Annotated in this window: 24 protein-coding genes; 4 read left to right on the forward strand and 20 right to left on the reverse strand. The window is 62.1% G+C overall.

The annotated features are described in order from the left end of the window. Positions 1-91 precede the first annotated feature (91 nt). The 14 genes from CP49_RS26735 to urtA all read right to left on the reverse strand — a co-directional run bounded on the left by CP49_RS26735 (position 92) and on the right by urtA (position 12009). Positions 92-829, reverse strand: a complete 738-nt coding sequence (locus tag CP49_RS26735) for an urease accessory protein UreF (protein WP_057853155.1) — start codon at positions 827-829, stop codon at positions 92-94. Continuing rightward, positions 810-1388 carry an urease accessory protein UreE gene (gene ureE / locus CP49_RS26740; protein ID WP_057853156.1) on the reverse strand — a complete coding sequence of 193 codons (579 nt, stop codon included), beginning with the start codon at positions 1386-1388 and terminating at the stop codon, positions 810-812. Before ureE ends, CP49_RS26735 begins: the two co-directional genes overlap by 20 nt. 187 nt (positions 1389-1575) lie before the next feature. After that, positions 1576-1875, reverse strand: coding sequence for a putative quinol monooxygenase (locus tag CP49_RS26750; protein WP_057853158.1), 300 nt, complete (start codon positions 1873-1875; stop codon positions 1576-1578). A 25-nt stretch (positions 1876-1900) separates the two neighbouring features. Next, positions 1901-2200: a putative quinol monooxygenase gene (locus CP49_RS26755; protein WP_057853159.1), complete on the reverse strand. Its 300-nt coding sequence runs from the start codon at positions 2198-2200 to the stop codon at positions 1901-1903. A 102-nt stretch (positions 2201-2302) separates the two neighbouring features. Continuing rightward, on the reverse strand, positions 2303-4018 hold the full coding sequence (gene ureC / locus CP49_RS26760) for an urease subunit alpha (protein WP_057853160.1): 1716 nt from the start codon (positions 4016-4018) through the stop codon (positions 2303-2305). A 124-nt stretch (positions 4019-4142) separates the two neighbouring features. After that, a complete protein-coding gene (locus CP49_RS26765; RefSeq protein ID WP_057853182.1) occupies positions 4143-4595 on the reverse strand; it encodes an endonuclease domain-containing protein in 453 nt (150 codons plus the stop codon). A 68-nt stretch (positions 4596-4663) separates the two neighbouring features. Continuing rightward, positions 4664-4969 carry an urease subunit beta gene (locus CP49_RS26770; protein WP_057853183.1) on the reverse strand — a complete coding sequence of 102 codons (306 nt, stop codon included), beginning with the start codon at positions 4967-4969 and terminating at the stop codon, positions 4664-4666. 136 nt (positions 4970-5105) lie between these two features. Continuing rightward, positions 5106-5408, reverse strand: coding sequence for an urease subunit gamma (locus CP49_RS26775; protein ID WP_057841053.1), 303 nt, complete (start codon positions 5406-5408; stop codon positions 5106-5108). 44 nt (positions 5409-5452) lie between these two features. Then, a complete protein-coding gene (locus tag CP49_RS26780; RefSeq protein ID WP_057853161.1) occupies positions 5453-6289 on the reverse strand; it encodes an urease accessory protein UreD in 837 nt (278 codons plus the stop codon). 45 nt (positions 6290-6334) lie between these two features. Then, the gene (urtE, locus tag CP49_RS26785) at positions 6335-7030 is read right to left on the reverse strand and encodes an urea ABC transporter ATP-binding subunit UrtE (protein WP_057853162.1); all 696 of its coding nucleotides are present in this window, start codon (positions 7028-7030) and stop codon (positions 6335-6337) included. A gap of 3 nt (positions 7031-7033) precedes the next feature. Further along, entirely contained in the window at positions 7034-7795 is a 762-nt protein-coding gene (gene urtD, locus CP49_RS26790; RefSeq protein WP_057853184.1) for an urea ABC transporter ATP-binding protein UrtD, read from the reverse strand. 4 nt (positions 7796-7799) lie between these two features. Beyond that, a complete protein-coding gene (gene urtC / locus CP49_RS26795) occupies positions 7800-8966 on the reverse strand; it encodes an urea ABC transporter permease subunit UrtC (protein WP_057853163.1) in 1167 nt (388 codons plus the stop codon). After that, a complete protein-coding gene (gene urtB, locus CP49_RS26800; protein ID WP_057853164.1) occupies positions 8963-10576 on the reverse strand; it encodes an urea ABC transporter permease subunit UrtB in 1614 nt (537 codons plus the stop codon). Before urtB ends, urtC begins: the two co-directional genes overlap by 4 nt. 116 nt (positions 10577-10692) lie before the next feature. Continuing rightward, entirely contained in the window at positions 10693-12009 is a 1317-nt protein-coding gene (gene urtA, locus CP49_RS26805; RefSeq protein ID WP_057853165.1) for an urea ABC transporter substrate-binding protein, read from the reverse strand. A 560-nt stretch (positions 12010-12569) separates the two neighbouring features. Between urtA and CP49_RS26810 the strand changes: the two genes are divergently transcribed. From CP49_RS26810 to CP49_RS26825, 4 genes are all read left to right on the forward strand, one after another. After that, on the forward strand, positions 12570-14009 hold the full coding sequence (locus tag CP49_RS26810) for a DEAD/DEAH box helicase (RefSeq protein ID WP_057853166.1): 1440 nt from the start codon (positions 12570-12572) through the stop codon (positions 14007-14009). Between the two features lie 24 nt (positions 14010-14033). Then, positions 14034-14318, forward strand: a complete 285-nt coding sequence (gene infA, locus CP49_RS26815) for a translation initiation factor IF-1 (protein WP_057853167.1) — start codon at positions 14034-14036, stop codon at positions 14316-14318. Positions 14319-14588: 270 nt separating this feature from the next. After that, positions 14589-14801 (forward strand): cold-shock protein, encoded by a 213-nt coding sequence (locus tag CP49_RS26820; RefSeq protein WP_002714433.1) that lies wholly within the window; start codon positions 14589-14591, stop codon positions 14799-14801. A gap of 297 nt (positions 14802-15098) precedes the next feature. After that, positions 15099-16715, forward strand: coding sequence for a TadE/TadG family type IV pilus assembly protein (locus CP49_RS26825; RefSeq protein ID WP_057853168.1), 1617 nt, complete (start codon positions 15099-15101; stop codon positions 16713-16715). A 544-nt stretch (positions 16716-17259) separates the two neighbouring features. Here the strand turns inward: CP49_RS26825 and CP49_RS26830 are convergent. The 6 genes from CP49_RS26830 to CP49_RS26855 all read right to left on the reverse strand — a co-directional run bounded on the left by CP49_RS26830 (position 17260) and on the right by CP49_RS26855 (position 22705). Further along, on the reverse strand, positions 17260-17880 hold the full coding sequence (locus CP49_RS26830; protein WP_082646264.1) for a TadE/TadG family type IV pilus assembly protein: 621 nt from the start codon (positions 17878-17880) through the stop codon (positions 17260-17262). A gap of 19 nt (positions 17881-17899) precedes the next feature. Continuing rightward, complete coding sequence (locus tag CP49_RS26835; protein ID WP_057853170.1) at positions 17900-18454, reverse strand: TadE family protein; 555 nt, start codon at positions 18452-18454, stop codon at positions 17900-17902. Between the two features lie 221 nt (positions 18455-18675). Continuing rightward, positions 18676-19176 (reverse strand): pilus assembly protein N-terminal domain-containing protein, encoded by a 501-nt coding sequence (locus tag CP49_RS26840; protein WP_057853171.1) that lies wholly within the window; start codon positions 19174-19176, stop codon positions 18676-18678. 136 nt (positions 19177-19312) lie between these two features. Beyond that, positions 19313-20140, reverse strand: coding sequence for a sterol desaturase family protein (locus CP49_RS26845; protein WP_057853172.1), 828 nt, complete (start codon positions 20138-20140; stop codon positions 19313-19315). 58 nt (positions 20141-20198) lie between these two features. Beyond that, the gene (locus tag CP49_RS26850) at positions 20199-21251 is read right to left on the reverse strand and encodes an acyltransferase family protein (protein ID WP_057853173.1); all 1053 of its coding nucleotides are present in this window, start codon (positions 21249-21251) and stop codon (positions 20199-20201) included. Continuing rightward, a complete protein-coding gene (locus tag CP49_RS26855) occupies positions 21248-22705 on the reverse strand; it encodes a hypothetical protein (protein WP_057853174.1) in 1458 nt (485 codons plus the stop codon). Before CP49_RS26855 ends, CP49_RS26850 begins: the two co-directional genes overlap by 4 nt. Positions 22706-22719: the final 14 nt, after the last annotated feature.

Here is a 22719-nt window from a genome sequence, read left to right on the forward strand (position 1 = left end):
TTGGGCGTGGCATCGGCGTGGGAGACCCTCAAAGATGTGCGAATCAACTAGCGCGTTCGCGGGGACGACGGGTGGAAAGAGCGGTCGCACTTCATGACCGGAACAACCGCGTGTACTGCGTCTCGTGGCGGAGGCTGGCGAGATCGGCGCGGAAGGTGGCGCTGCCGAGATCATCGAGCGAAGATGTGAGCGCGCGCCCGGTGGTGGCGGCGACATCGGCTTCGAGGCCAGCGAGAATGCGCTGGCTGTCGGTTTGTCCGAGCGGCACGAGGCGGGCGCCGGCGGAAATCCAGTTCGACACCACGGCATGCAGGAAGGCATGCATCGCCGGCGCCAGCGGTACGGCATGGGCGGCGCTGACGACGCCGACCGCGACGGGATAGACCGTGCCGCCGCCGCACGCGGCGACCATGTTGTCGAGCCCGTCGCAGGCCCAGGCCGATCGCACGATGTCGATGAAGGCGCGGCCCTGTGTCGCGGTCTCGAGTTGGCGCTCGCGCGAAGGCACGAAAGCGGCCGCAAGTTCCGCAATCTCGCGCAAGGCGGCGTCGTCTTGCGCGGCGGCCGCGCGATACGCCTGCGCCAGGAACACGGCGTCACAGAAGCCTGAGCCCTCGCTGAGCATCGCGGCCAGCCAGTCGCGCAACGACGCTGCGTCCGTGATGTCGCCGCCCTCCACCGCCCATTCGATGCCGCTGGAATAGGAAAATGCGCCGACCGGAAAGGACGGCGACAGCCAGGTCATCAGCCTGTACAGCGCCGCCGCCTCATCCGCATTCATTCCGCTGCTCGCGTCGACCTGCGCGGGCTCACTTGTGGTCATGAGCATGGGAGTGATCGTGGTGGTGATGATCGTGGTCGCAATGCTCGTCGTGGTGATGGTGGTCGTGATCGCCGTGATGGTCGTGATCACCGTGATGATGGTGACTGTGATCGTGTGCGGCATGATCATGCGCCGCCTGCACATATGCGCCGCCCTCGGGATCGAACGGCGCCTCGATCTCGATGACGCGCGCGCCTAATCCTTTCACCATGGCCTCGATGACGTGGTCGCGGCGGATGCGCAGGCCCTTCGGCATGATCTGGGTCGGCAGATGACGGTTGCCGAGATGCCAGGCGATGCGAACCAAATGCAGCGGGTCGGCGCCCCTGATCTCGATCAAGGGCTCGGCGGCTGCGACCACCTCGATCAGCCTGCCGTCTTCCAACACCAGCGCGTCGCCGCCGCGCAGCGCCACCGCGTTTTCGAGGTCGAGCAGGAATTCCAGCCCGCGTGTGCCGGTCATCGCCATCCGCCGCCGGTGCCGATCGTCGAAATCGAGCACGACGGTATCGGCCGCCGATTGCGTCCAGTGATGCTGGCCCAGGACTGTTGTCGCGCGGATCATGTGAGGCCGCCTGGAGCAAGTTTGAACATCGTGGCCTCGTGGTTCGATCGGCGATGCAAGCATCGTCCGAGGACGCGCGGCGGTGCCGCGCTCCTCACCATGAGGGTCTTAGACCTCATCCTGAGGAGCGCGCTCTTGCGCGCGTCTCGAAGGATGAAGCCACCGAATGTGCCACGACGCATATTCACTAAAATTTCTCCACCTTGCCGTCGCTGATGATCTCGATCACCGTCGGCGCCGTCTTCATCTGCGAAGAATACTCCCGCCACACCTTCATATGGGGCGCGCGGCCATGCGCGTTGAGGTCGTCGCGGGTCTCCCAGCGCTCCACCACCACATACAGATTGGGATCGTTCACGCTGACATGGCCATCATAGGAGATGCAGCCCTTCTCCTTGAGCGTTTCGGCGGTGCAGGCCTTGTGCCCCTTGATGAAGTCGTCCTTATTTTCCAGCTTCATCGGCGTGGTGGCGATGACGTAGATCATGAGCTTATCCCTTGTTTTTCTTTGATTAGCGGACGTCGACCTTTTCGGGCGTGATCACCTCGATCTTCGGCGGCGCCGTCATGCACTTCACGGCGACGCGGCCAAACGTCTTCATGTGCTCGGCGCCACGATGCGGCACCAGCGCTTCGGCGTTCTCCCACTGCTCGACGAACACCATCTTGGAGGGATCGGTGACGCTTTCATGCAGGTCATAGGCGATGTTGCCCGGCTCTTTCCGGGTTTCCTTGATGCAGTCAGTGGCAGCGGCAATGAATTCGGCGCGCATTTCGGGCTTCACGGTCAGCGTGGCAACGACGTAGATCACTAGATCCTCCCGGACTTTTGTTCTGGCTTGAGTTCCGGGACGGACCTTAACTCAGAAGCGCGATCGGACGCAAAACCGGAATCCACTTTTGCTGATCGCGCTTTAGAACATGAAATACCTCTGCGCCATGGGCAGGACCTCGGCCGGCGCGCATGTCAGAAGCTCGCCATCTGCGCGCACCTCATAGGTTTCGGCATCGACCTCGATCTTGGGCGTGGCGCCGTTATGGATCATGCTCTTCTTGGAGATGCCGCCACGGGTATTTTTGACGGGATAAAGCTTCTTTTCTATGCCGAGCTTGCGCGCCAGCCCGCCAGTGATGGCAGCCTTTGACGTGAACACCACCGAGGACGCGGTCAGCGACTTGCCAAACGCGGCAAACATCGGCTGGTAATGCACGGGCTGCGGCGTCGGAATCGATGCATTGGGATCGCCCATCGGCGCCGCCACGATCGAGCCGCCCTTGATGATGCAATCAGGTTTCACGCCGAAGAAGGCCGGCGACCACAGCACGAGATCGGCGAGCTTGCCTTTTTCCACCGAGCCGATCAGTTTCGAGACGCCGTGCGCGATCGCGGGATTGATGGTGTATTTCGAAATGTAGCGCTTGACGCGGAAATTGTCGTTGTCGTTGCCCTTGTCCTCGGGCAGCGCGCCGCGCTGCTTCTTCATCTTGTCGGCGGTCTGCCAGGTGCGGATGATGACTTCGCCGAGCCGGCCCATGGCCTGCGAGTCCGACGACATCATCGAGAGCGCGCCGAGATCGTGCAGGATGTCTTCGGCGGCAATCGTCTCCTTGCGGATGCGGCTTTCGGCAAAGGCGAGATCTTCGGCGATTGAGGGATCGAGATGATGGCACACCATCAGCATGTCCAGATGCTCATCGATGGTGTTGCGCGTGAAGGGGCGCGTCGGGTTGGTCGAGGACGGCAGCACGTTCTTCAACCCGGCAATCTTGATAATGTCAGGCGCATGCCCGCCGCCGGCGCCCTCGGTGTGGAAGGCGTGGATGGTGCGGCCCTTGAAGGCCTTAACCGTGTCCTCGACGAAGCCGGATTCATTGAGCGTATCCGAATGCAGCATCACCTGGATGTCGTAATCGTCGGCCACGCTAAGGCAGTTGTCGATCGCGGCCGGCGTCGTGCCCCAATCCTCGTGCAGCTTCAGCGCGCATGCGCCGCCCTTGATCATCTCGACCAGCGCGGCGGGCCGCGCCGCGTTACCCTTGCCTGAAATGCCGAGATTGACGGGGAACGCGTCGAACGACTGGATCATCCGCGCCATGTGCCAGGGGCCCGGCGTGCAGGTGGTCGCAAAGGTGCCGTGCGAGGGCCCGGTGCCGCCGCCGAGCATCGAGGTGACGCCGCTCATCAGCGCGTGCTCGATCTGCTGCGGACAGATGAAATGGATATGGCTGTCGAAGCCGCCGGCGGTGAGGATCTTGCCTTCGCCCGCGATGACATCGGTGCCGGGCCCGATCACGATGGTGACGCCGGGCTGGATGTCGGGATTGCCGGCCTTGCCGATCGCGGCGATCATGCCTTCCTTGATCGCGACGTCGGCCTTCACGATGCCCCAGTGATCGACGATCAGCGCATTGGTGATGACGGTATCGGCCGCCCCCTGCCGGTTGGTGACCTGCGACTGCCCCATGCCGTCGCGGATCACCTTGCCGCCGCCGAACTTCACCTCCTCGCCATAGGTGGTGAAATCCTTTTCGACCTCGATGATGAGATCGGTGTCGGCGAGCCGCACCTTGTCGCCGGTGGTCGGCCCGAACATGTCGGCATAGACGCTACGTTTGATTTTTACGGACATGTCAGGCTCCAGCGTTCAGTGTTTCGTGCCCATTGCGGGCTTGGGGACTCGCGGCCACCCCTCTCCCCAACCCTCCCCCGCAAGGGGGGAGGGAGCCTGACCAGCGTGCTCACCTCAGATTGCATCACGACTGCTCCTCGATGCCCTCATCAGTCAGGGACGCACCGGCGGATAGGTTCCCTCTCCCCTTGCGGGAGAGGGTTAGGGAGAGGGGTGCCGCTTGCTCCGCTGCCTGCAGAATGAAAAGAACGACGCCCTCAAGATTCTTCATTACGTCGTTGTTGGTGAAGCGCAGTACGCGATAGCCGCGAGACTCGAACCATCGGTCACGCGTAATGTCGTGTCGAATGCGCTCCTCAAAATCGTGGCTCTCGCCATCGACCTCAATGACGAGCTTGCAAGTGTGAGCAACGAAATCCGCGATGTAATTGCCCATCGGGACTTGGCGGCGAAATCCAAGTCCGGAAAGTCGGTTCGCCTTTAGATGGCGCCACAGCAGCGTTTCCGCACGGGTCATCTCGCGCCTTAGCCGCTTGGCGCGATCCCGCTGAACTTTGCTGACCTCGTCGTGTGGCATACCCCTCTCCCCAACCCTCCCCCGCAAGGGGGGAGGGAGCCCCGTCAGCGTGCCCACCTCACATCGGATCACAGCTTCCCCATCACGTCGCCGCGGAAGCCGTAGATGGTGCGCTTGCCGGCGAGGGCGACGAGTTGTACGTCGCGGGTCTGGCCGGGCTCGAAGCGCACCGCGGTGCCGGCGGCGATGTCGAGGCGCATGCCGCGGGCTTTCTTGCGATCGAATTTCAGCGCGGGGTTGGTTTCGAAGAAATGGTAGTGCGAGCCGACCTGGATCGGACGATCGCCGGTATTGGCGACGGTGAGTGTCACGGTTTTGCGGCCGGCATTGAGTTCGATCTCGCCGTCCTTGATGAAGAGTTCGCCGGGGATCATGGCTGGTACCTCGCGGTGTATGGCTGCGTCATGGCCGGGCTTGTCTCGGCCATCCACGTCTTTGACTCCTTGGGAAAGAAAGACGCGGATGCCCGGGACAAGCCCGGCCATGACGAGGTCAATAAATCCGCGCACCTCACCGGATCGGCTCATGCACGGTGACGAGCTTGGTGCCGTCGGGAAATGTCGCTTCAACCTGGATATCGTGGATCATTTCGGGGATGCCATCCATCACCTGCGCGCGGGTCAGCACCTGTGCACCTGATTGCATCAACTCCGCAACGGTGCGGCCGTCGCGCGCGCCCTCGACGATGAAATCGGAGATGATGGCGACGGCTTCAGGATGGTTGAGCTTGACGCCACGCTCCAGCCTGCGACGCGCCACCATGGCCGCCATCGAGATCAAGAGCTTGTCCTTTTCGCGGGGAGACAGATTCATGCGAGCACTCTGGTGATTGAAGACCTAATTTAGCCAAAGCCTTTTTAGTTAAGCCAAAGTCTTGGCAACGCCTCGCCGCTGGCGCGGCCGAGCACAGCCATCATATCGGCGCGGAGCCGGGCGGCATCTTGGGCACAGAAACGGGCCATTGCAAATCCATTCCAGCAGGAGATGCCGACCTCGCCGCGGAACGTCTCGGATGTCTCGCGGATCCGCTCCACCAGCGCCGCGTCGCCGGGCACGATCAGCGCGGTGCCGATCGCGACGCCGCCGTTGGCGATCGCCCGCCGCGCCAGTTTTGCGCCGATGTCGCCATCGAGCCGGACGGTCTCCGCGAACACCAGCTTGCCGCCGCGGCGCAGGCGCCAGCGGTCGACGAATTCGCCGTGCCGCATCGTTTCGCCCATCGCGGCGCGGCCGAACAGCACGATTTCGCAGAGCAGAAGTGAGGCGTCTTCGGCTAGGTCGATATCAATGCGGCGCGAGATGCGCGCGCGGTCGAACAGGATGGTCTCCTGTGGCAGCCAGGCGAGATGCGCTCCGCGCTCTGCCTTCAGGGCGATGCTGAGCTGGGCCGCAGCACCAGGCGCGCGATAGACCTTTTCGGCCGCCGCCGTCGTCAGCGTCAGCCGGGCTCCCTCGCCTGCCGTGATGTCGATATCGAAACAGTCGCCGCCAGCGATGCCGCCGGCCGTGTTGACGAATACGCCGGACAGGCCCTCTTGCTCAGGAGAAGGAAAGCGCACGCGCAGCGAGCCGGATTCATGCAGGTCCCCGCGGCGGGTGACGCCATCTTGCAGATGCACGCCGAACCTCACCACGCCCTGGGCGCGGTTGGCCGCAAATGTCGCAGCGTTGGCGCGCGTGCTATCGGTCCGCATCCGTCCCCCAAAACCGCGTTATGGCGCAACGCTCGAAGCGCGACGTTACAGCGCCATCTGGCGGCTGATCTCGGCGGGATCGAGGTTGGCGCGGTCGCAGGCATATTTCACCGCGCCGCGGTCCATGACTGCGAAATTGTCGCCGAGCTCGCAGGCAAAGTCGAGATATTGTTCGACCAGCACGATCGCGATGTTGCCGAGGCTGCGCAGATACGAGATGGCGCGGCCGATGTCCTTGATGATCGAGGGCTGGATGCCTTCGGTCGGCTCGTCCAATAATAACAATTTTGGACGCATCACCAAAGCGCGACCGATCGCGAGTTGCTGCTGCTGGCCGCCGGAGAGGTCGCCGCCGCGCCGACCGAGCATCGTATTCAGCACCGGAAACAGCGAGAACACGTCGTCGGGGATGTAGCGGTCCTCGCGCTTCAGCGGCCCGAAGCCGGTCTTGAGATTTTCTTCCACCGTCAGCAGCGGAAAGATCTCGCGGCCCTGCGGCACGAAACCGATGCCGCGCCGGGCGCGCTCGTAGGGCTTCAGGCCGGTAATGTCGTTGCCGTCGAGCGTGATCGACCCGCCCGCGATCGGGTACTGGCCGACCATGGCGCGGAGCAGCGAGGTCTTGCCGACGCCGTTGCGGCCGAGCACGCACGTCACCTTGCCAGGCTCGGCGGACAGCGAGACGCCGCGCAAAGCTTGGGCTGCACCGTAGTAGAGGCTGATATTGTCGACCTTCAGCATGGATCAGCGCCCCAGATACACTTCAATCACCCGCTCGTTCGACGAGACCTGATCGATGGTCCCCTCCGCCAGCACCGTGCCTTCATGCAGGCAGGTCACCTTGACGCCGAGTTCGCGCACGAAGGTCATGTCGTGCTCGACGACCATGACCGTCTTCTCCTTGTTGATTTCCTTGAGCAGCTCCGCGGTCTGGTGCGTCTCGACGTCGGTCATGCCGGCGACCGGCTCGTCGACCAAAAGCAGTTTCGGATCCTGCGCCAGCAACATGCCGATCTCGAGCCACTGCTTCTGGCCGTGCGACAGGCTTCCGGCGAGCCGGCTGCGGGCATCCGTGAGCCGAATGGTTTCCAGCACGCGGCCGATCCGCTCGGCCTCGGCCTTGTTTCCGCGCCAGAACAGCGTGCCCTTGACCCTGTGATCGACGTTCAGCGCCAGCAGCAGATTGTCCTCGATGGTCTGGCTCTCGAACACCGTCGGCTTCTGGAATTTGCGGCCGATGCCGAGTTCGGCGATGCGGGTTTCGTCGAGCCGCGTCAGGTCGGTGATGCCGTCGAACAGCACCGTGCCCTCATCCGGCTTGGTCTTGCCGGTGATGATGTCCATCATCGTGGTCTTGCCGGCGCCGTTCGGGCCGATGACGGCGCGCATCTCGCCGGGCTCGAGCGTCAGCGACAGATTGTTGATGGCGTGAAAGCCGTCGAACGAGACATGCACGCCGTCGAGATAGAGCAGCGCGGAAGTGGTCCTTCCCTCCATGACACTCATACGCTCACTCCGCCGGGTTCGGTTCGCCGACGCCGTCTTCGCGCGCAGCGCTTTCAGCATTGGCCTTTTCCGTTGCTTTCCGGGACTCCCGCCATGCGGAGAAGGTGCCGACGATGCCCTTCGGCAACAGCAGCGTCACCAGGATGAACAGCGCGCCCAGCATGAACAGCCAGTACGGCGCCAGCGGACCCGACGTAAAGAAGGTCTTGGCATAGTTGACGACGACGGCGCCGAGCGCCGCTCCCACCAGCGTGCCGCGGCCGCCGACCGCGACCCAGATCACCGCCTCGATCGAATTGCCCGGCGCGAATTCGCTCGGGTTGATGATGCCGACCTGCGGCACGTAGAGCGCACCGGCGACGCCGGCCATGCAGGCCGACAGCGTGAACACGAACAGCTTGTAGGACTCGACGCGGTAGCCGAGGAAGCGCGTGCGGGATTCGGCATCGCGGATCGCGATCAGCACTTTGCCGAGCTTCGAGGTCACCACCGCCCGGCAGATCAGGAAGGTCAGGATCAGCGCCAGGCAGCTTAGTGCAAACAGCGCCGCGCGGGTGCCGTCGGCCTGCACGTTGAAGCCGAGAATGTCCTTGAAGTCGGTCAGGCCGTTATTGCCGCCGAAGCCGAAATCGTTGCGGAAGAACGCCAGCAGCAGCGCATAGGTCATCGCCTGGGTGATAATCGAGAGATAGACGCCGGTGACGCGGGAGCGGAACGCCAGCCAGCCGAAGCAGAACGCGAGCAGGCCCGGGACCAGCAGAACCATCAGCGCCGCGAACCAGAACATGTCGAACCCGTACCAGTACCACGGCAGGCTTGGATAATTCAGGAACACCATGAAATCGGGCAGGATCGGATTGCCGTAGACGCCGCGGCTGCCGATCTGGCGCATCAGGTACATGCCCATCGCGTAGCCGCCGAGCGCGAAGAACGCGCCATGGCCGAGCGAGAGAATGCCGCAATAGCCCCAGATCAGGTCGATCGAGAGCGCGAGAATGGCGTAGCAGGCGTATTTGCCGAACAGCGCGACCAGATAGGTGGGCACCTGCAGCGCCGAGCCCGCCGGCAGCAGCAGGTTGGAGAGCGGGATCAGCACGCCGAGGCCCGCGACCACCAGGATAAAGATGGATGCGCTACGGTCCAGCGAACGCGTCAGAACGTGCGGCGTCATGCTTCCACCGCCCGGCCCTTGAGCGCGAACAGGCCGCGCGGCCGTTTCTGGATGAACAGGATGATCAGCACCAGAATGGCGATCTTGCCGAGCACGGCGCCCGCCACCGGCTCCAGGAACTTGTTGGCGATACCGAGCGTGAAGGCGCCGACCAGCGTGCCCCAGAGATTGCCGACGCCGCCGAACACGACGACCATGAAGGAATCGATAATGTAGCTCTGGCCGAGGTTGGGGCTGACATTGTCGATCTGCGACAGCGCCACGCCGGCGATCCCGGCGATGCCCGAGCCGAGGCCGAAGGTCAGCGCGTCGACCCGTGAGGTAGCGATACCCATCGAGGCCGCCATGCGGCGGTTCTGCGTTACAGCGCGCATCTCGAGCCCGAGCGCGGTGTAGCGCAGCATGGCGAGCAGGATCACGAACACTGCGAGCGTGAAGCAGAGGATCCAGAGCCGATTATAGGTGATGGTGATCTGCCCGAGTTCGAACGCACCGCTCATCCAGGAGGGATTGCCGACCTCGCGGTTTGTGGGACCGAACATGGTGCGCACGGCCTGCTGCAGCACCAGCGACAGGCCCCAGGTCGCCAGCAGCGTTTCCAGCGGGCGGCCATAGAGGAAGCGGATGATGCCGCGCTCGATCAGGACGCCGACCGCTCCGGCGACGAGGAACGCCAGCGGCACTGCGATCAGCAGCGAATAGTCGAACAGGCCGGGATAGCTGGTGCGGATGACCTCCTGCACCACGAAGGTGGTGTAGGCCCCTAACATCACCATCTCGCCATGGGCCATGTTGATGACGCCCATGACGCCGAAGGTGATGGCCAGCCCAATCGCCGCGAGCAGCAGCACCGAGCCGAGCGACAGGCCGTACCAGGCATTCTGCACCATCGACCACGTTGCAAGATTGCTCTGGATCGAGGCGATCGCGCTCGCGGCCGCACGCGCGACATTGGGCGGCACGTCGTTGCTAAGACCCGTCAGCAGCGCCATCGCTTCCTGATCGCCCTTCGCCTTGACGATGGCGACGGCTTCGAGCTTTTCGACCTCGGTCGCGTCAGGCTTGTAAAGCAGGATCGCGGCACGAGCCTCGGCGAACGCCGCCTTGACAGCCTTGTTGGTTTCTTTCGCCAGCGCGCCGTCGATGACGGGGAGCGCGCTCTCCTCATGGCTCTTGAAAACCGACTGCGCGGCCGCGATGCGCTTGGCCGGATCGGGCGACAGCAGCGTCAGGCTACCAACGGCTGCTTCCACAGCGCGGCGCAGACGGTTATTGAGGCGGACGGCGGCCGCATTGTCGGGCAGCTTGTCGACGGCCGCGCCAGTGGCGGCATCGATGATCTTGCCGTCGGCCCCCGTCACGAAAACCTTCTTGGTCTCAGGATCGGCCGATAGCCTTCCTTCCTGCAGCGCGCTGATGATGGGAAAGGCCAGCGGATTGCCCGAAGCCGCGACCGCGCCGATCGCCTCATCAGTGTCGGAAAAGTCATCGTTGGCGAATTTGGCGACTGCGTCCTCGAACGGACCTGCCAGCGCCGGCACCGCGAAGGCTGTCGTCAAAAGGATTGCGAGCAAAACCGCGCGAAGACGGTCGAGGAAATTGGCAGACACAATACAACCCCGGCAGGAGTGTGGGGAGAAGGCGGCGGCATCGCCGCCTTCTCCGGTCTCTTGGAAGTACTTGGATAGTTTTCTTGGAAGTCTTCTTGTTTCAAGTCACGCGGTGATCAGGAGCCCTGGCCGCCGCACTTGTTGGTCTTGGTGTTGTAGTTGCCGCACTTCTTGCCGACCCAGTCGCCGATCAGGTCCTTGGAGCCTTCGAGTTCCTTTGACCATGCATCGCCGGCTACCAGGCCAGGGGTCTTCCACACCACGTCGAACTGGCCGTTGGCTTTGATTTCGCCAATGAACACCGGCTTGGTGATGTGATGGTTCGGCAGCATCTTGGAGGTGCCGCCGGTCAGGTTCTTGGCTTCGATGCCGGGCAGCGCGTCGATTACCTTGTCCGGATCAGTCGACTTTACTTTCTCGACCGCCTTGACCCACATTTCGAAGCCGATGACGTGCGCTTCCATCGGATCGTTGGTCACGCGCTTCGGATTCTTGGTGTAGGCCTGCCAGGCCTTGATGAACTTCTCGTTGGCCGGGTCCTTGATCGACTGGAAGTAATTCCAGGCGGCCAGATGGCCGAGCAGCGGCTTGGTGTCGATGCCGGCGAGCTCTTCTTCACCGACCGAGAATGCGACAACCGGAATGTCGGTCGCCTTGATGCCCTGGTTGCCGAGCTCCTTGTAGAAGGGAACGTTGGCGTCGCCGTTGATGGTGGAGACCACGGCGGTCTTCTTGCCGGCCGAGCCGAACTTCTTGATGTCGGCCACGATCGTCTGCCAGTCACTATGACCAAACGGCGTGTAGTTGATCATGATGTCTTCCTGCTTGACGCCCTTCGACTTCAAGTAGGCTTCGAGGATCTTGTTGGTGGTGCGCGGATAGACGTAGTCGGTGCCGGCCAGCACCCAGCGCTTCACCTTCTCGTCCTTCATCAGGTAGTCGACGGCGGGGATCGCCTGCTGGTTCGGAGCAGCACCGGTGTAGAACACGTTGCGCTCGCTCTCCTCACCCTCGTACTGCACGGGGTAGAACAGGATCGAGTTCAGCTCCTTGAACACCGGGAGCACGGACTTGCGCGACACCGAGGTCCAGCAGCCGAACACGACCGAAACCTTGTCCTTGGTGATCAGCTCGCGCGCCTTTTCCGCAAACAGCGGCCAGTTCGAAGCGGGGTCGACGACGACAGCCTCGAGCTTCTTGCCGAGCACGCCGCCCTTTTTGTTCTGCTCGTCGATCAGGAAGAGGACGGTGTCCTTCAGCGTGGTTTCGCTGATGGCCATGGTGCCGGAGAGCGAGTGCAGGACGCCGACTTTGATGGTCTCCTGCGCCTTGGCGTTGGAGAACGCAGCCAAGCCCAAAACCAGGCCGGCGGTGGCCGCCAGCCAGCGACGGCGGCTCACCGTCGCTATATCGTGAGTCAATTGAGTAAGCATGAGGTGTCATCTCCCTGACGCAGACGTTAAACGCTGCGAAACGGCCCCACGGCCGCCTGCATTAACGGAATCGCAAGAACCATGCCACGGTTTGGGAAGAGAGTAAGCCCATCTAATCGCTTGGGAATCCCGAGCGCGCGGAAACCGGCGGCGCCAAATCTGCCCACTTTTTAGGCTGAAAAAATGTATGCTTTGGCGGCAAACAATCTAATTTTTGGGCAAATATCGCAATTTGGCTAAATTTCTTGCACGATTTTTGATCGTTTGGGCTTCCAGCGGGCGTCGTGGCGCGGTCTGGCAAGCCTTTTCCTTAACCGCGCGGACAGCGCGCGTGGAATTCACCTTGAAAGCGCGGCGCGGGTGCTCCATATGATGCGCGTGACCTAGAGAATCATCGGGTCCTTGCGAGCCGCGTGTTCTGATCCCGTTTTGCGGTTTCTGGCTTGCCCCCTTCAGCTAGCAAAACCGACGCCCCAAACACGCGGGTGTCTCAGACACACTCGCGCGCTCCTGGCAGACATCGCCGGGCGCCTGCCTTTTTTAATGGAAAGAACCACCTTTTGACCTCCTTTCAGGATTTCGGCCTTGCCGATCCCATCTCGCGTGCACTCAAGGAAGAAAATTACCACACGCCCACGCCTATCCAGGCCCAGACCATCCCCATCGCACTGACCGGCCGTGACGTCGTCGGCATCGCCCAGACCGGCACCGGCAAGACCGCGGCCTTTGCGCTGCCGATCCTGCACCGCATTCTGGAGAACCGCATCCGGCCGCAGCCGAAGAGCTGCCGCGTGCTGGTGCTCTCGCCCACCCGCGAATTGTCGGGCCAGATCCTCGACAGCTTCAACGCCTATGGTCGCCATATCCGCCTGAGCTCGGCGCTGGCGATCGGCGGCGTGCCGATGGGCCGCCAGGTCCGCTCTGTCATGCAGGGCGTCGAGGTGATGGTGGCAACCCCCGGCCGTCTGCTCGACCTCGTCCAGAGCAACGGGCTGAAGCTTAACCAGGTCGAGTTCCTCGTGCTCGACGAAGCCGACCGCATGCTCGACATGGGCTTCATCAACGACATCCGCAAAGTCGTCGCCAAACTGCCGATCAAGCGTCAAACGCTGTTCTTCTCGGCCACCATGCCGAAGGACATTGCGGAACTCGCCGAAGCCATGCTGCGCGACCCCGCCCGCGTGGCGGTGACGCCGGTGGCAGCAACCGCCGACCGGATCACCCAGCGCATCATCCAGGTCGATTTCGCCGCCAAACCGGCGGTGCTGGCGCAGCTTCTGAAGCAGGAACCGGTCGACCGTGCGCTGGTCTTTACCCGCACCAAGCATGGCGCGGACAAGGTGGTGAAGGTGCTGGCCAAGGCCGGCATCAACGCCAACGCCATTCACGGCAACAAGTCGCAGAACCACCGCGAGCGCGTGCTGGCGGCGTTCCGCACCGGCGAGATCCGCACCCTGGTTGCCACCGACATTGCCGCCCGCGGCATCGACGTCGACGGCATCAGCCATGTCGTGAATTACGACCTGCCCAACGTTCCCGAAACCTATGTCCACCGCATCGGCCGCACCGCCCGCGCCGGCGCCGAGGGCATCGCGATCTCGCTGATCGCGGGCGCCGAGGAAATGGGCTATCTGCGCGACATCGAACGGCTGATTCGCATTGCACTGCCGCGGGAAGACCGCCGCACGCCGGGCAGCCGGGACGCCGCGCCGGCAACCTCGCAGCACCCCGCCCAGCACCGGGGCGGACGGTCGGCGCCGCGCGCCCACACGGTCCGTTCCAATGACGGCGTACAGGCTTCAAAAGGCCCTCGCCGTCCCCGCCGCGGTGGTGGTAATAATGCGCCGCCGCAGCCGAACCGGCACGAACAGCCGCGCCCGGCGCAGCAGGCCGGTAAGAGCCAAGGCGGGAAAAGTGAGGGCATTCAGGGCGTCGCCTTCTTGCATCGCGAGAGCCGTCCGAATACTCAACCCAACCGTACCCACCGACCGCAGCGCTAAGCCTCGATCGACCTGGAGACCACCATGGCTAAAGAAGAGCTGATCCAGTTCGAAGGACTGGTGACCGAAATCCTCCCCGACGCGCGCTACCGCGTGCAGCTCGACGCCGGACATGAAATTGTTGCGTACACCGCCGGCAAGATGAAGAAGAACCGGATCAAGACGCTGGCAGGCGATCGGGTCACGATCGAAATGTCGCCCTATGATCTGGAGAAGGGACGCCTGATCTTCCGTCACAAGGACGAGCGTCCCAGTACCGGAGCCCCGCGTAGTGGGCCGCCGCGCGGCGGCCAGTTCCGCCGCCGGTAACGCGCCCGCAAACGCCTCCCAAAATCGCGCCCGATACGCCATATCGTGCGCGAGCGAGGGCGGCTGGCCGGCCGAATCAAAAAATCGTGCACGTCAGGATTGTTTTGAACACTACTATCGAATAATATTGAGCATCGATTTTCGGCCGGACGACATTAGCTATCCACCGGTACAGCCGGTTTAGACGCTGACGACCCTTCCAAAAATTCGATCTCACCAGCCCGTCGAGAGGCGGACTACGACTTGTATATCTGAGAAGGGACTACCCCCGTGAGCATGGGAACCGTGAAGTGGTTTAACGCAACCAAGGGCTATGGCTTCATCCAGCCGGATGACGGCGGCAATGACGTGTTCGTGCACATCAGCGCTGTCGAGCGTGCCGGCCTCGGAACGTTGCGTGAAGGCCAGAAGATCTCCTACGAAATCGTGGCAGATCGCCGCTCTGGCAAATCTTCGGCCGACAATCTGCGCGCCGCCGGATAAGGGATTTCCTCCGGCCTCGGCCGAGAAATCCCGTTCGAAATATAGAAAGGCCGCGCTGATGCGCGGCCTTTCTTATTTGGTTGATGCGAGCGATGTAGCGATCGACGAAGAAAGCGCAGGCGTGGCGCCTTCACGGAGCCCAAGCCTTCACAGACCCAAAGTAGTAAAGAGATCGTAACCGACGGCTCCTGGAATCGGTCACATCCGAGATCAGCCTGTTTTTCGGCAATCAGATTAAGGGGCACTTAGGGGGCTGCGGCTACGATCACGCACTTTGGATAGCCAGGGGGCGTTCTAGTGCCATTCGGTCTTCAGCAGTGTCTTTCCCGTTTCCGCCGCGATCAACGCGGCAACATCGCGGTAATTTTCACGATCGCGGCGATCCCCCTGATATCGGCCATTGGCTGTGCGGTGGATTACTCGATGGCGACCAGAATGAAGGCAAAACTGCAATCCGCGGCAGACGCCGCGGGCATCGCCGCGCTTTCACAGAAGTCGCCGGGCTTTCTCGCGGCTTCGACCATGACAGGCAACGGCTCGGTCACCGCCGGCGTTACCGATGCCAACAATGTCTTTGATGCCAACATGAGCGGGATCACCGGCTATCAAAATCTGGTTCGCAGCAGCACCGTTACGAAGACCGGAATCAAGCTGGATGCCAAAGTCGAGTACACTGCCGATGTACCGGTAACCTTCATGAAAGTGGTCGGCTTTCAGAAGCTGACGGTAACGGGCTTTTCCAGCTCGGCCGCCTCGCTGCCGCCGTATCTCGATTTTTATCTGACGCTGGACGTCTCGGGGTCGATGGGCCTGGCGTCGACGAGCGCCGAGCAGACGCGGCTTGCCCAAGTCAACCCGGATAACTATCGCCAATATCCCACCGGCTGCGCCTTCGCCTGCCATTTTGCGCCGCAGAACAGCGCCTGCACCAATACCGGGACCCAGGGATACCCAACGAACAACTACTGCTTGGGCTATAAAATCTCGCGCGTGAGCCAAAGCGGATACACAAGTCTCCTCATGACAAACAACACTTATCCCAAACAGCAGCAACTGCCGACTGGCATCGTTTCAGGCCTGCCGAACTCGCTGTATGCTCCCAAGAACCCCGGGCCGAAGTCGGGCCTGACCGGGGGGGGCCTGACCGCGGTTTCAAACTGCAAGACCGCTGGCACCGACGACTGCATCCAGTTGCGCCTCGACGCGGTCGGCTACGCCTTGACCGAGTTGTTCAAAACTGCGAACGAATCCAAGAAGGTTCCCGACCAGTTCAAGATCGGTCTCTACCCGTTCATTCGGTATCTCTACGCTTATTTTCCGCTGACCAAAAACATCAACGGCAATCCCGAAACCCCCGGCACCATCAACTACGCGGCCGCAAACCTTGCCACGCTGCTTGACACAAATGTTAATACAAACCTTGGCTCCGGCGGCACGCATATCAGTGCCGCGCTTACTTCGGTCAATAGCCTCATCTCCGGCGGCACCGGCGCCGTCGGCGACGGCAGCACGCCGACCACCCCGCAGCCTTACGTCTTCCTCATCACCGACGGCGCACAGAACAACCAGGTCAAGGGCGTTCCCAACGGTTCCTGGTCCGGCAGCAACCACGCTACCACGATTGATCTCCAGAACACCCTGACGACCGTTCCCTCCTGCGAAGCCCTCAAGGGCCGCGGCATCAAAGTTTCCGTGCTTTATATTCCCTATGAAAAGATCGATCCCGTGAATACGAGCTTTGCCGGCAACGAAGGCACCTACGCCAACAACAACATTCAGTATATTCCGGCCAGCCTGCGGAAATGCGCGTCGTCGGCTGATTTCTTCCGCACCGCGAGCACGCCCCAAGAGATCCAGGCTGCACTGGACGCCATGTTCAAGCACGCGCTGCGGACCGCGCATATCACGCACTGACCTGGCAGAAGGGGCCGGCCATCAGCCCCTCAACGGGCTGTTCGGCCGGCGAGGCCCGTCTTCTTCAAAATCGGCCACGACGGCGGATGGCCTTGGCCCCATGAGGCCAACGTTTTTTCCTAGCGTTCTATCCCAGACGGCAAGGCGCCCGGAACGACCACGATGAGATTGAGGTTGTCCGTTCGGCGGCCAGGCAACGATAGATGCAGAAATTCTGCATTGCCGGCGCGCCCTTTAGATCCTGATCCGATCAGTCGGATGAGGATCCGATGTCTTTCTTTGAGTTATAACCTCCGGGCAAACGCTCCCGAGGGAAAACGGGCTTCCCCACTTTCCTGGATCATGTGCCAGCCGTTGAAGCCCCACGGTGGCGTGGGCAGAGGCGCCGTGTGTCAGTGGAGGGTTTGGACCCATCCGCACTGAACTGTAACGCTGCCGTACGGGGCGCTTTCCAATGCAGCGGCATCAAGCCCGCCCCTACCTCCTCCAAGAGAAGGCCGCGGTGAACAGTTCAAGTTGCGACGGTTGTCCGAGACTGCTGCCGTCACAGCGGCGTCGGACATTCTGTGGGAAGGCTACCCGAGGGTGTCGGATATATAACGCAAAGCACCAGGCGCGGACGCGTGAAGGCGGCATCTTTAAAGGTGAGGCCAGTCTTCGCCAGCATATAACCGACGGCCGGCGTATATTTGTAGCTGACCTCGCTCCAGATCACGTATGTCCCCTTGGCCGCGGTGAGAGTTGACGGTAGCGGCACAACGTCACCCGGGTTATGAGGCGCCGTCGGCGCGATCGAGACATTGCCTGATGCATCGATCGTCAAGCCCTTGCTCCACTGAACCCGAGCGACGCCCGAGGGGTCATCGACGTAAAGCTCCGTAATCGAGGATATCAACGGTGATGGCGGGTAAGGTGTCATGATCGCCTTTGCCGCTTCACCGAAATTTTTCAGATCGGCATCCGCCACACTCTTCGCCTGAGACGTCAGATCGGAAAGCGTTCGCGCTACCAGGGTGGCCTTGCGATCCGCAGAAATGGCCGCCGAAAGCTCGACCACTCCGAAGAACATTACCAACATCATCGGAAAAATCATGGCAAACTCGACCGCCGCAAGACCGCTGCGATCATCCAACAAACCGCGCACGCGAAGCGACATCTTCTGCATCGGGGACACCATCATCGCATCAGGGCTCTACATGAAAAGCGGCGGTCGCAGCGAGCAGCCGCTTGCTGCCGTTGAGATTTGCGAAGTTGAAGCCGAGTCCGGTCACGAACAGCGGCCATTGATAAAAGGCGCGAACGACGATGGTATTGGGAGAGCCCGATGGCGGCAGAGAATATGAGAAAGGTCCGGTCAGGCTTCCACTGACGATCGGATCGGTAATCGTGATCGCGGTGCCCGGGGTAAAGACCTTCACATCCACGGTAATGTTGGCCAGATTGCCGTAGCAGTTGAACAACACCTTGATGCGATCGCAGAGGTCCGTCTTGAACGCGGTTTCGTTCATGCCGCTGTCCTGGGCCTGACGCGTCATCATCAGCCGCGCGCTTTCCGCCGTTCCCTGTTCCAGAACCTGGCCTGCAAAAAACACAATCGCCGCCTCGACAATCGCAAACAGCACGGCGAAGAACAACGGCGCAACCAGCGCGAACTCGACGGCGGCCGAGCCCCGCCGGTTGCGGCGAAATCGGCGCAATACATTTCTAACAGAGACTGTTGCAGCAGCGGGTGACGACATCGAAAATCCCCAGACGGCAGCGATTATCCGCCTGCAAAAACTACCTGAAAGTGATTGTGGAAGTGTTTCGTCGAATCGAGGCAGAGCGGACCGGCCGGTTAGCCGGACGTTAACTACCTTCGGAATGGACTTCGTGCGGGCCGAGATCGATTCGCGGACAGGATAATGTGCCTGATACGCCGACTGCGGTTTCGGTTCTGATTCAATCAGAACCGAAGAACTCAGTTTGCCGATCTGGTCCCGGCGCTCGCGGCTTGACCGCTGAGAGTACCGGCCTGGTCGATCGCCGATTTGAAGTAGGTCACGCCGTCGCCCAGGGTAACCCGGCGCTGGCAGATCGGCATGCAGCTATACGACTCGCGTTCGACGCCGCGGTAGACGGTGACGAGCTGATCGGTCGGGCCTTCGACCTGGATCTGGCGGTCCACCAGCACCTCGCCGTTGCGGTCCATGGCGATGAAATTGGTTGCGCCGTAGCCCTTGCCGGTAACGACGACGATGCCGCCGCTCTGCAGGGTCACGTCCGCGATCAGCGGGTTTCCGACCACGATGGTGGAGACCTTGGCAGGAAGCTTCACGAGCTTTGCCTGATCGACATAGACGGCGATACGGTCGGGATCGGGCGAAGCCAGGCAGACGGCCGGCCACAGCAGGAGGCCTGCAGCGAGGGAACGCAATCCAAAACGCGCGCCTGCGCGAATACGCTGAACCTTGAACGACATACTCTACCCCGGGGCATCAACAAGCCGGCAATGGCGATACGCAGCGGAACCGGCGCCCGACACTGGTGAATCTGACGACAATTCATGAACAAAGGGCAAATAGGCCCCGAAATGGAGTAAGAAATCCGCGACCCGTCTATTTGCGGAACGGATAGGCCAGTTGTCCGATGATTTCGCGGGGAAACGAGGACTGATCGTCCACGCCATAATGGTCCGGCAGCGCGCCTTCCGGCATCCGGAAGGTCCCGAACAGGATGTCCCAGAGCGGAAAGGTGCCTGCGAAATTGGTATCGCCGCCCTCCTCGCGCGAGGTGTGGTGCCAGCGGTGAAACACCGGCGTCGCCACGACGTATTTGAACGGGCCGAGCGTCCAGTTGAGGTTGGCGTGAACGAAGGCCGAATGGAAGATGTTGAACGGCCCGAGCCACAGCATCACGCCCGGCGAAATGCCGGCCATCAGCAGCACGACATCCACCCCGATCGTACCTAACAGCAGGTTGACGGGGTGAAAGCGCGCCGCCGAGATCCAGTCCACATCTTCCGACGAATGGTGGATGGCGTGGTATTTCCAGAACCCGCCGCCATGGAACATGCGGTGCAGCCAGTACATCATGAAATCGGCCGCGACCAGGAACAGGATCGCCTGCAGCCATAGTGGCAGCGTCGACAGCGGACCATGGCCGTTGTCGTAGAAGGCGATCAGTTCGTCGGCGTCGCGAATTCCAAACACCAGCGCGGCGCCGAGCACCAACAGCCCGACCCGGAACACGCGCGCGAACAGCGGCACCAGGAACCAGTAACAGACGTCGGTGACGAGCTCGCGCTTGCGCCACCAGGGCCTGCCGGGGTTACAGGCCCAGAAATGCGCCAGCACCGAGAACACGAGCGCCAGCGCGATCGTGACCGGCACCACCTTGGCCAAGGTCTGGCCGAGCATTTCGACGATTTCGGTCGGCAGGTTCATTTCGACCGGCGTACCAGAAGCCCGGCCCGCCCGCCAGATCGCACGTCCGTCAAGGGCTTCAGGAGACCGCCACGACGGCTTTCGGCGCACGACCTGCCGACGCCAGTGCGTGGCCCAGCCGGTTAAAGCGACGCTCGATCCGGGGCTCGATCAGATGATAACTGAATGCGAGCGACACGGCGGAGACCAGCACGAACAGCGGCACCAGGCCCATCGGGAAGAGCGCGAATATGGCAGACATCACGGCGAAATGAGCGAGATAGATGGCATAGGAGTGACGTCCGAACAGCCCCACCCACGACATCGAGACGTTTGAGGTCAGGACCGCGAATGCGAACGCAGCCAGCAGCGCGACTTCGGCACCCCACGCAGAGGACAGCGAAGCGCCGAACAGGAACAACGCGCCGAATGTCGGCCGGCTTTTCAGTTCGATATAGTCATACAGCAGAATGCCAAATCCGAAGCAGATCGCCTGGCGCGGTAGCCAGCAATAGAAGATGCCTTCAGCCAGAGACGCTTGGCTGGCCGGCAACGACGCGGCCAGCCGCGGGATCAGGTAGTGGTCGGCGGCAAACTGCCCGATGACGCTCACCAGCGCGATCAGCGCATACACGAGCAACGGGCCGTTAGCGGACCGGCGAAACAGGGAGATCAAAAGCGGAAACAGCAGATAGAACTGCATTTCCACCGCAATGCTCCAGCCGCCGGGAACGACCGAATTATACGCGGTGACGCTGCTCCCGTGCAGGAAGAAGAACGTCAGCAGTACGTCGCTTACACCGACACCGTCAGGCGCAAAGTTCCTGGTGCCCTCGCCCTTCGTCACCAGGAGATAGAAAACAATGGCGATCCAGAACAGCGGCGCGATCCGGAAGACGCGCCGGAGATAGAACGAGCGGGTGGCGGCGAGATCGAGCCTGTCACCGAACGTCAGCATCATCGTATAGCCGCTGACGATGAAGAAGAGCTGCACGCCGAGTTCGCCATACTCATTGGCAAACCAGCTCAGGCCGGGAACGACGCTTTTGGACTCTCCCTGGCAGTGCGCCAGGACGACCAGCAGGATGGCCACACCGCGCAAAAGATCCAGCGATTGGTTGCGCCGTGTCATGGCGTGCCCGCGGTACGAACGTGCAGCACGGCGTTGCCATCAGCGTAGGCGCGCCGCCAGCCGCCGATATGATCGAGCAGGCCGACCGCAGGCGTAGACGGCGTCAGCAGCACGGCGTCGATGTCCCATTTCTTGAGGATGTCGAGAAACTGGTTGACGTCCTTGAGCTGCATGGCGCGGTAATAGGCCACGTCGAAGGCTTCGCCATAGAGCTCGGCGCGCCCGTCGACAAATACGGGGATCTGCCGCCAGATCAGATAGCCGCCGAACGGAAGATCGTTGAGAACCCGCTTGGGATTATGCGCCTTCAGCGCATCGACGGCCGCGGCCGGCGATTGGCTTTCGGGCGGTGCAAAAGCGGTGTTGGCCGCAAGCAGCCATGTCCAGCCGCCGAGCAGGACCATCACCGCCGCCATCACCGGCATCGGCGCCCCGGCGCGGGCGAGCCAGGCCGGCCGCAGCGCGAACTGCGACGCCACCGGCGCGAGCACCACGATCGGCAGCAGCAGTGCGAAAATCTCGACATTCCTGACATGCGACAGCGCCATGTGCAGCAGGCCCAGCACCAGCGCGATGCGCGGCGGCGTGAGCTTGACGCCGCCATAGAGCGCGCCGCCGATCAGCGTGAGAATCGCCATCTCGAACGCGCCGAATTTGCTGAAGTCCGCCGGCGCCCATTCATAGATCAGGTGCAAGAGTTCGCCGAGATCGAGAATCTTGCGTGCGGCGAGAATCGATCCCCACCCGTAAGGCGTGGCGCAGCAGGCTACCAGCGCGCCAATGCCGAATGCCGCCCAGCGCAGCGCCACCGACTTATGCCGCACGCGATCCGCGTTCCAAAGTGCATCGAGGGCGAACGCGCCGACCAGCACCAGGCCAAACACGAATCCGCCGTGCAGGTTCGCCCACAGTGCGATCAACGGCAGCAGCCATGGCGATGGCGCCTCGCCGCGCTCGCTCGCCGACAGCAGCCCGCTCGCCCACGCAAGCATGATCGGCAACACCAGTACATGCGGACGGGCCAGAAAGTGCCCCGTCGAAAGCGCCAGCGCCGCCGCCGCGATGGCGACCGCATAGGCCGCGGGAATACGACGGCTGAGAATATGAGCGAACAACGCGAAGGTTGCGGCAATGCAGCTAGCTGCGAGAACCACCGGCCCGGCCCAGCCCGCCAGATTGTAGCTCGTCGCATACAAGACCTGCGCCAGCCAGGACGACGATGTCCACGGCTCGCCCGCCTTGGTGAAGGAATAGAAGTCGGCACGCGGCATCGCGTGCTGATCGAGAATCCACTGGCCCACGGCGATCTGCCAGTAGGTATCGGAATCGTTCAGTAGCAGGCCGCCATTGCTCAACAGCAGCACGTAGACGCCAATTCCGACCCAGAGCCATGCCGGGACGTCGGCAAGGCTGAAGGCTTTCTCCCGCTGGATCGCTCCGGCTTCAGTGCTCATGTGAAATTACCGGC

It is taken from the genome of Bradyrhizobium valentinum (assembly GCF_001440405.1).
Lineage (GTDB): Bacteria > Pseudomonadota > Alphaproteobacteria > Rhizobiales > Xanthobacteraceae > Bradyrhizobium > Bradyrhizobium valentinum.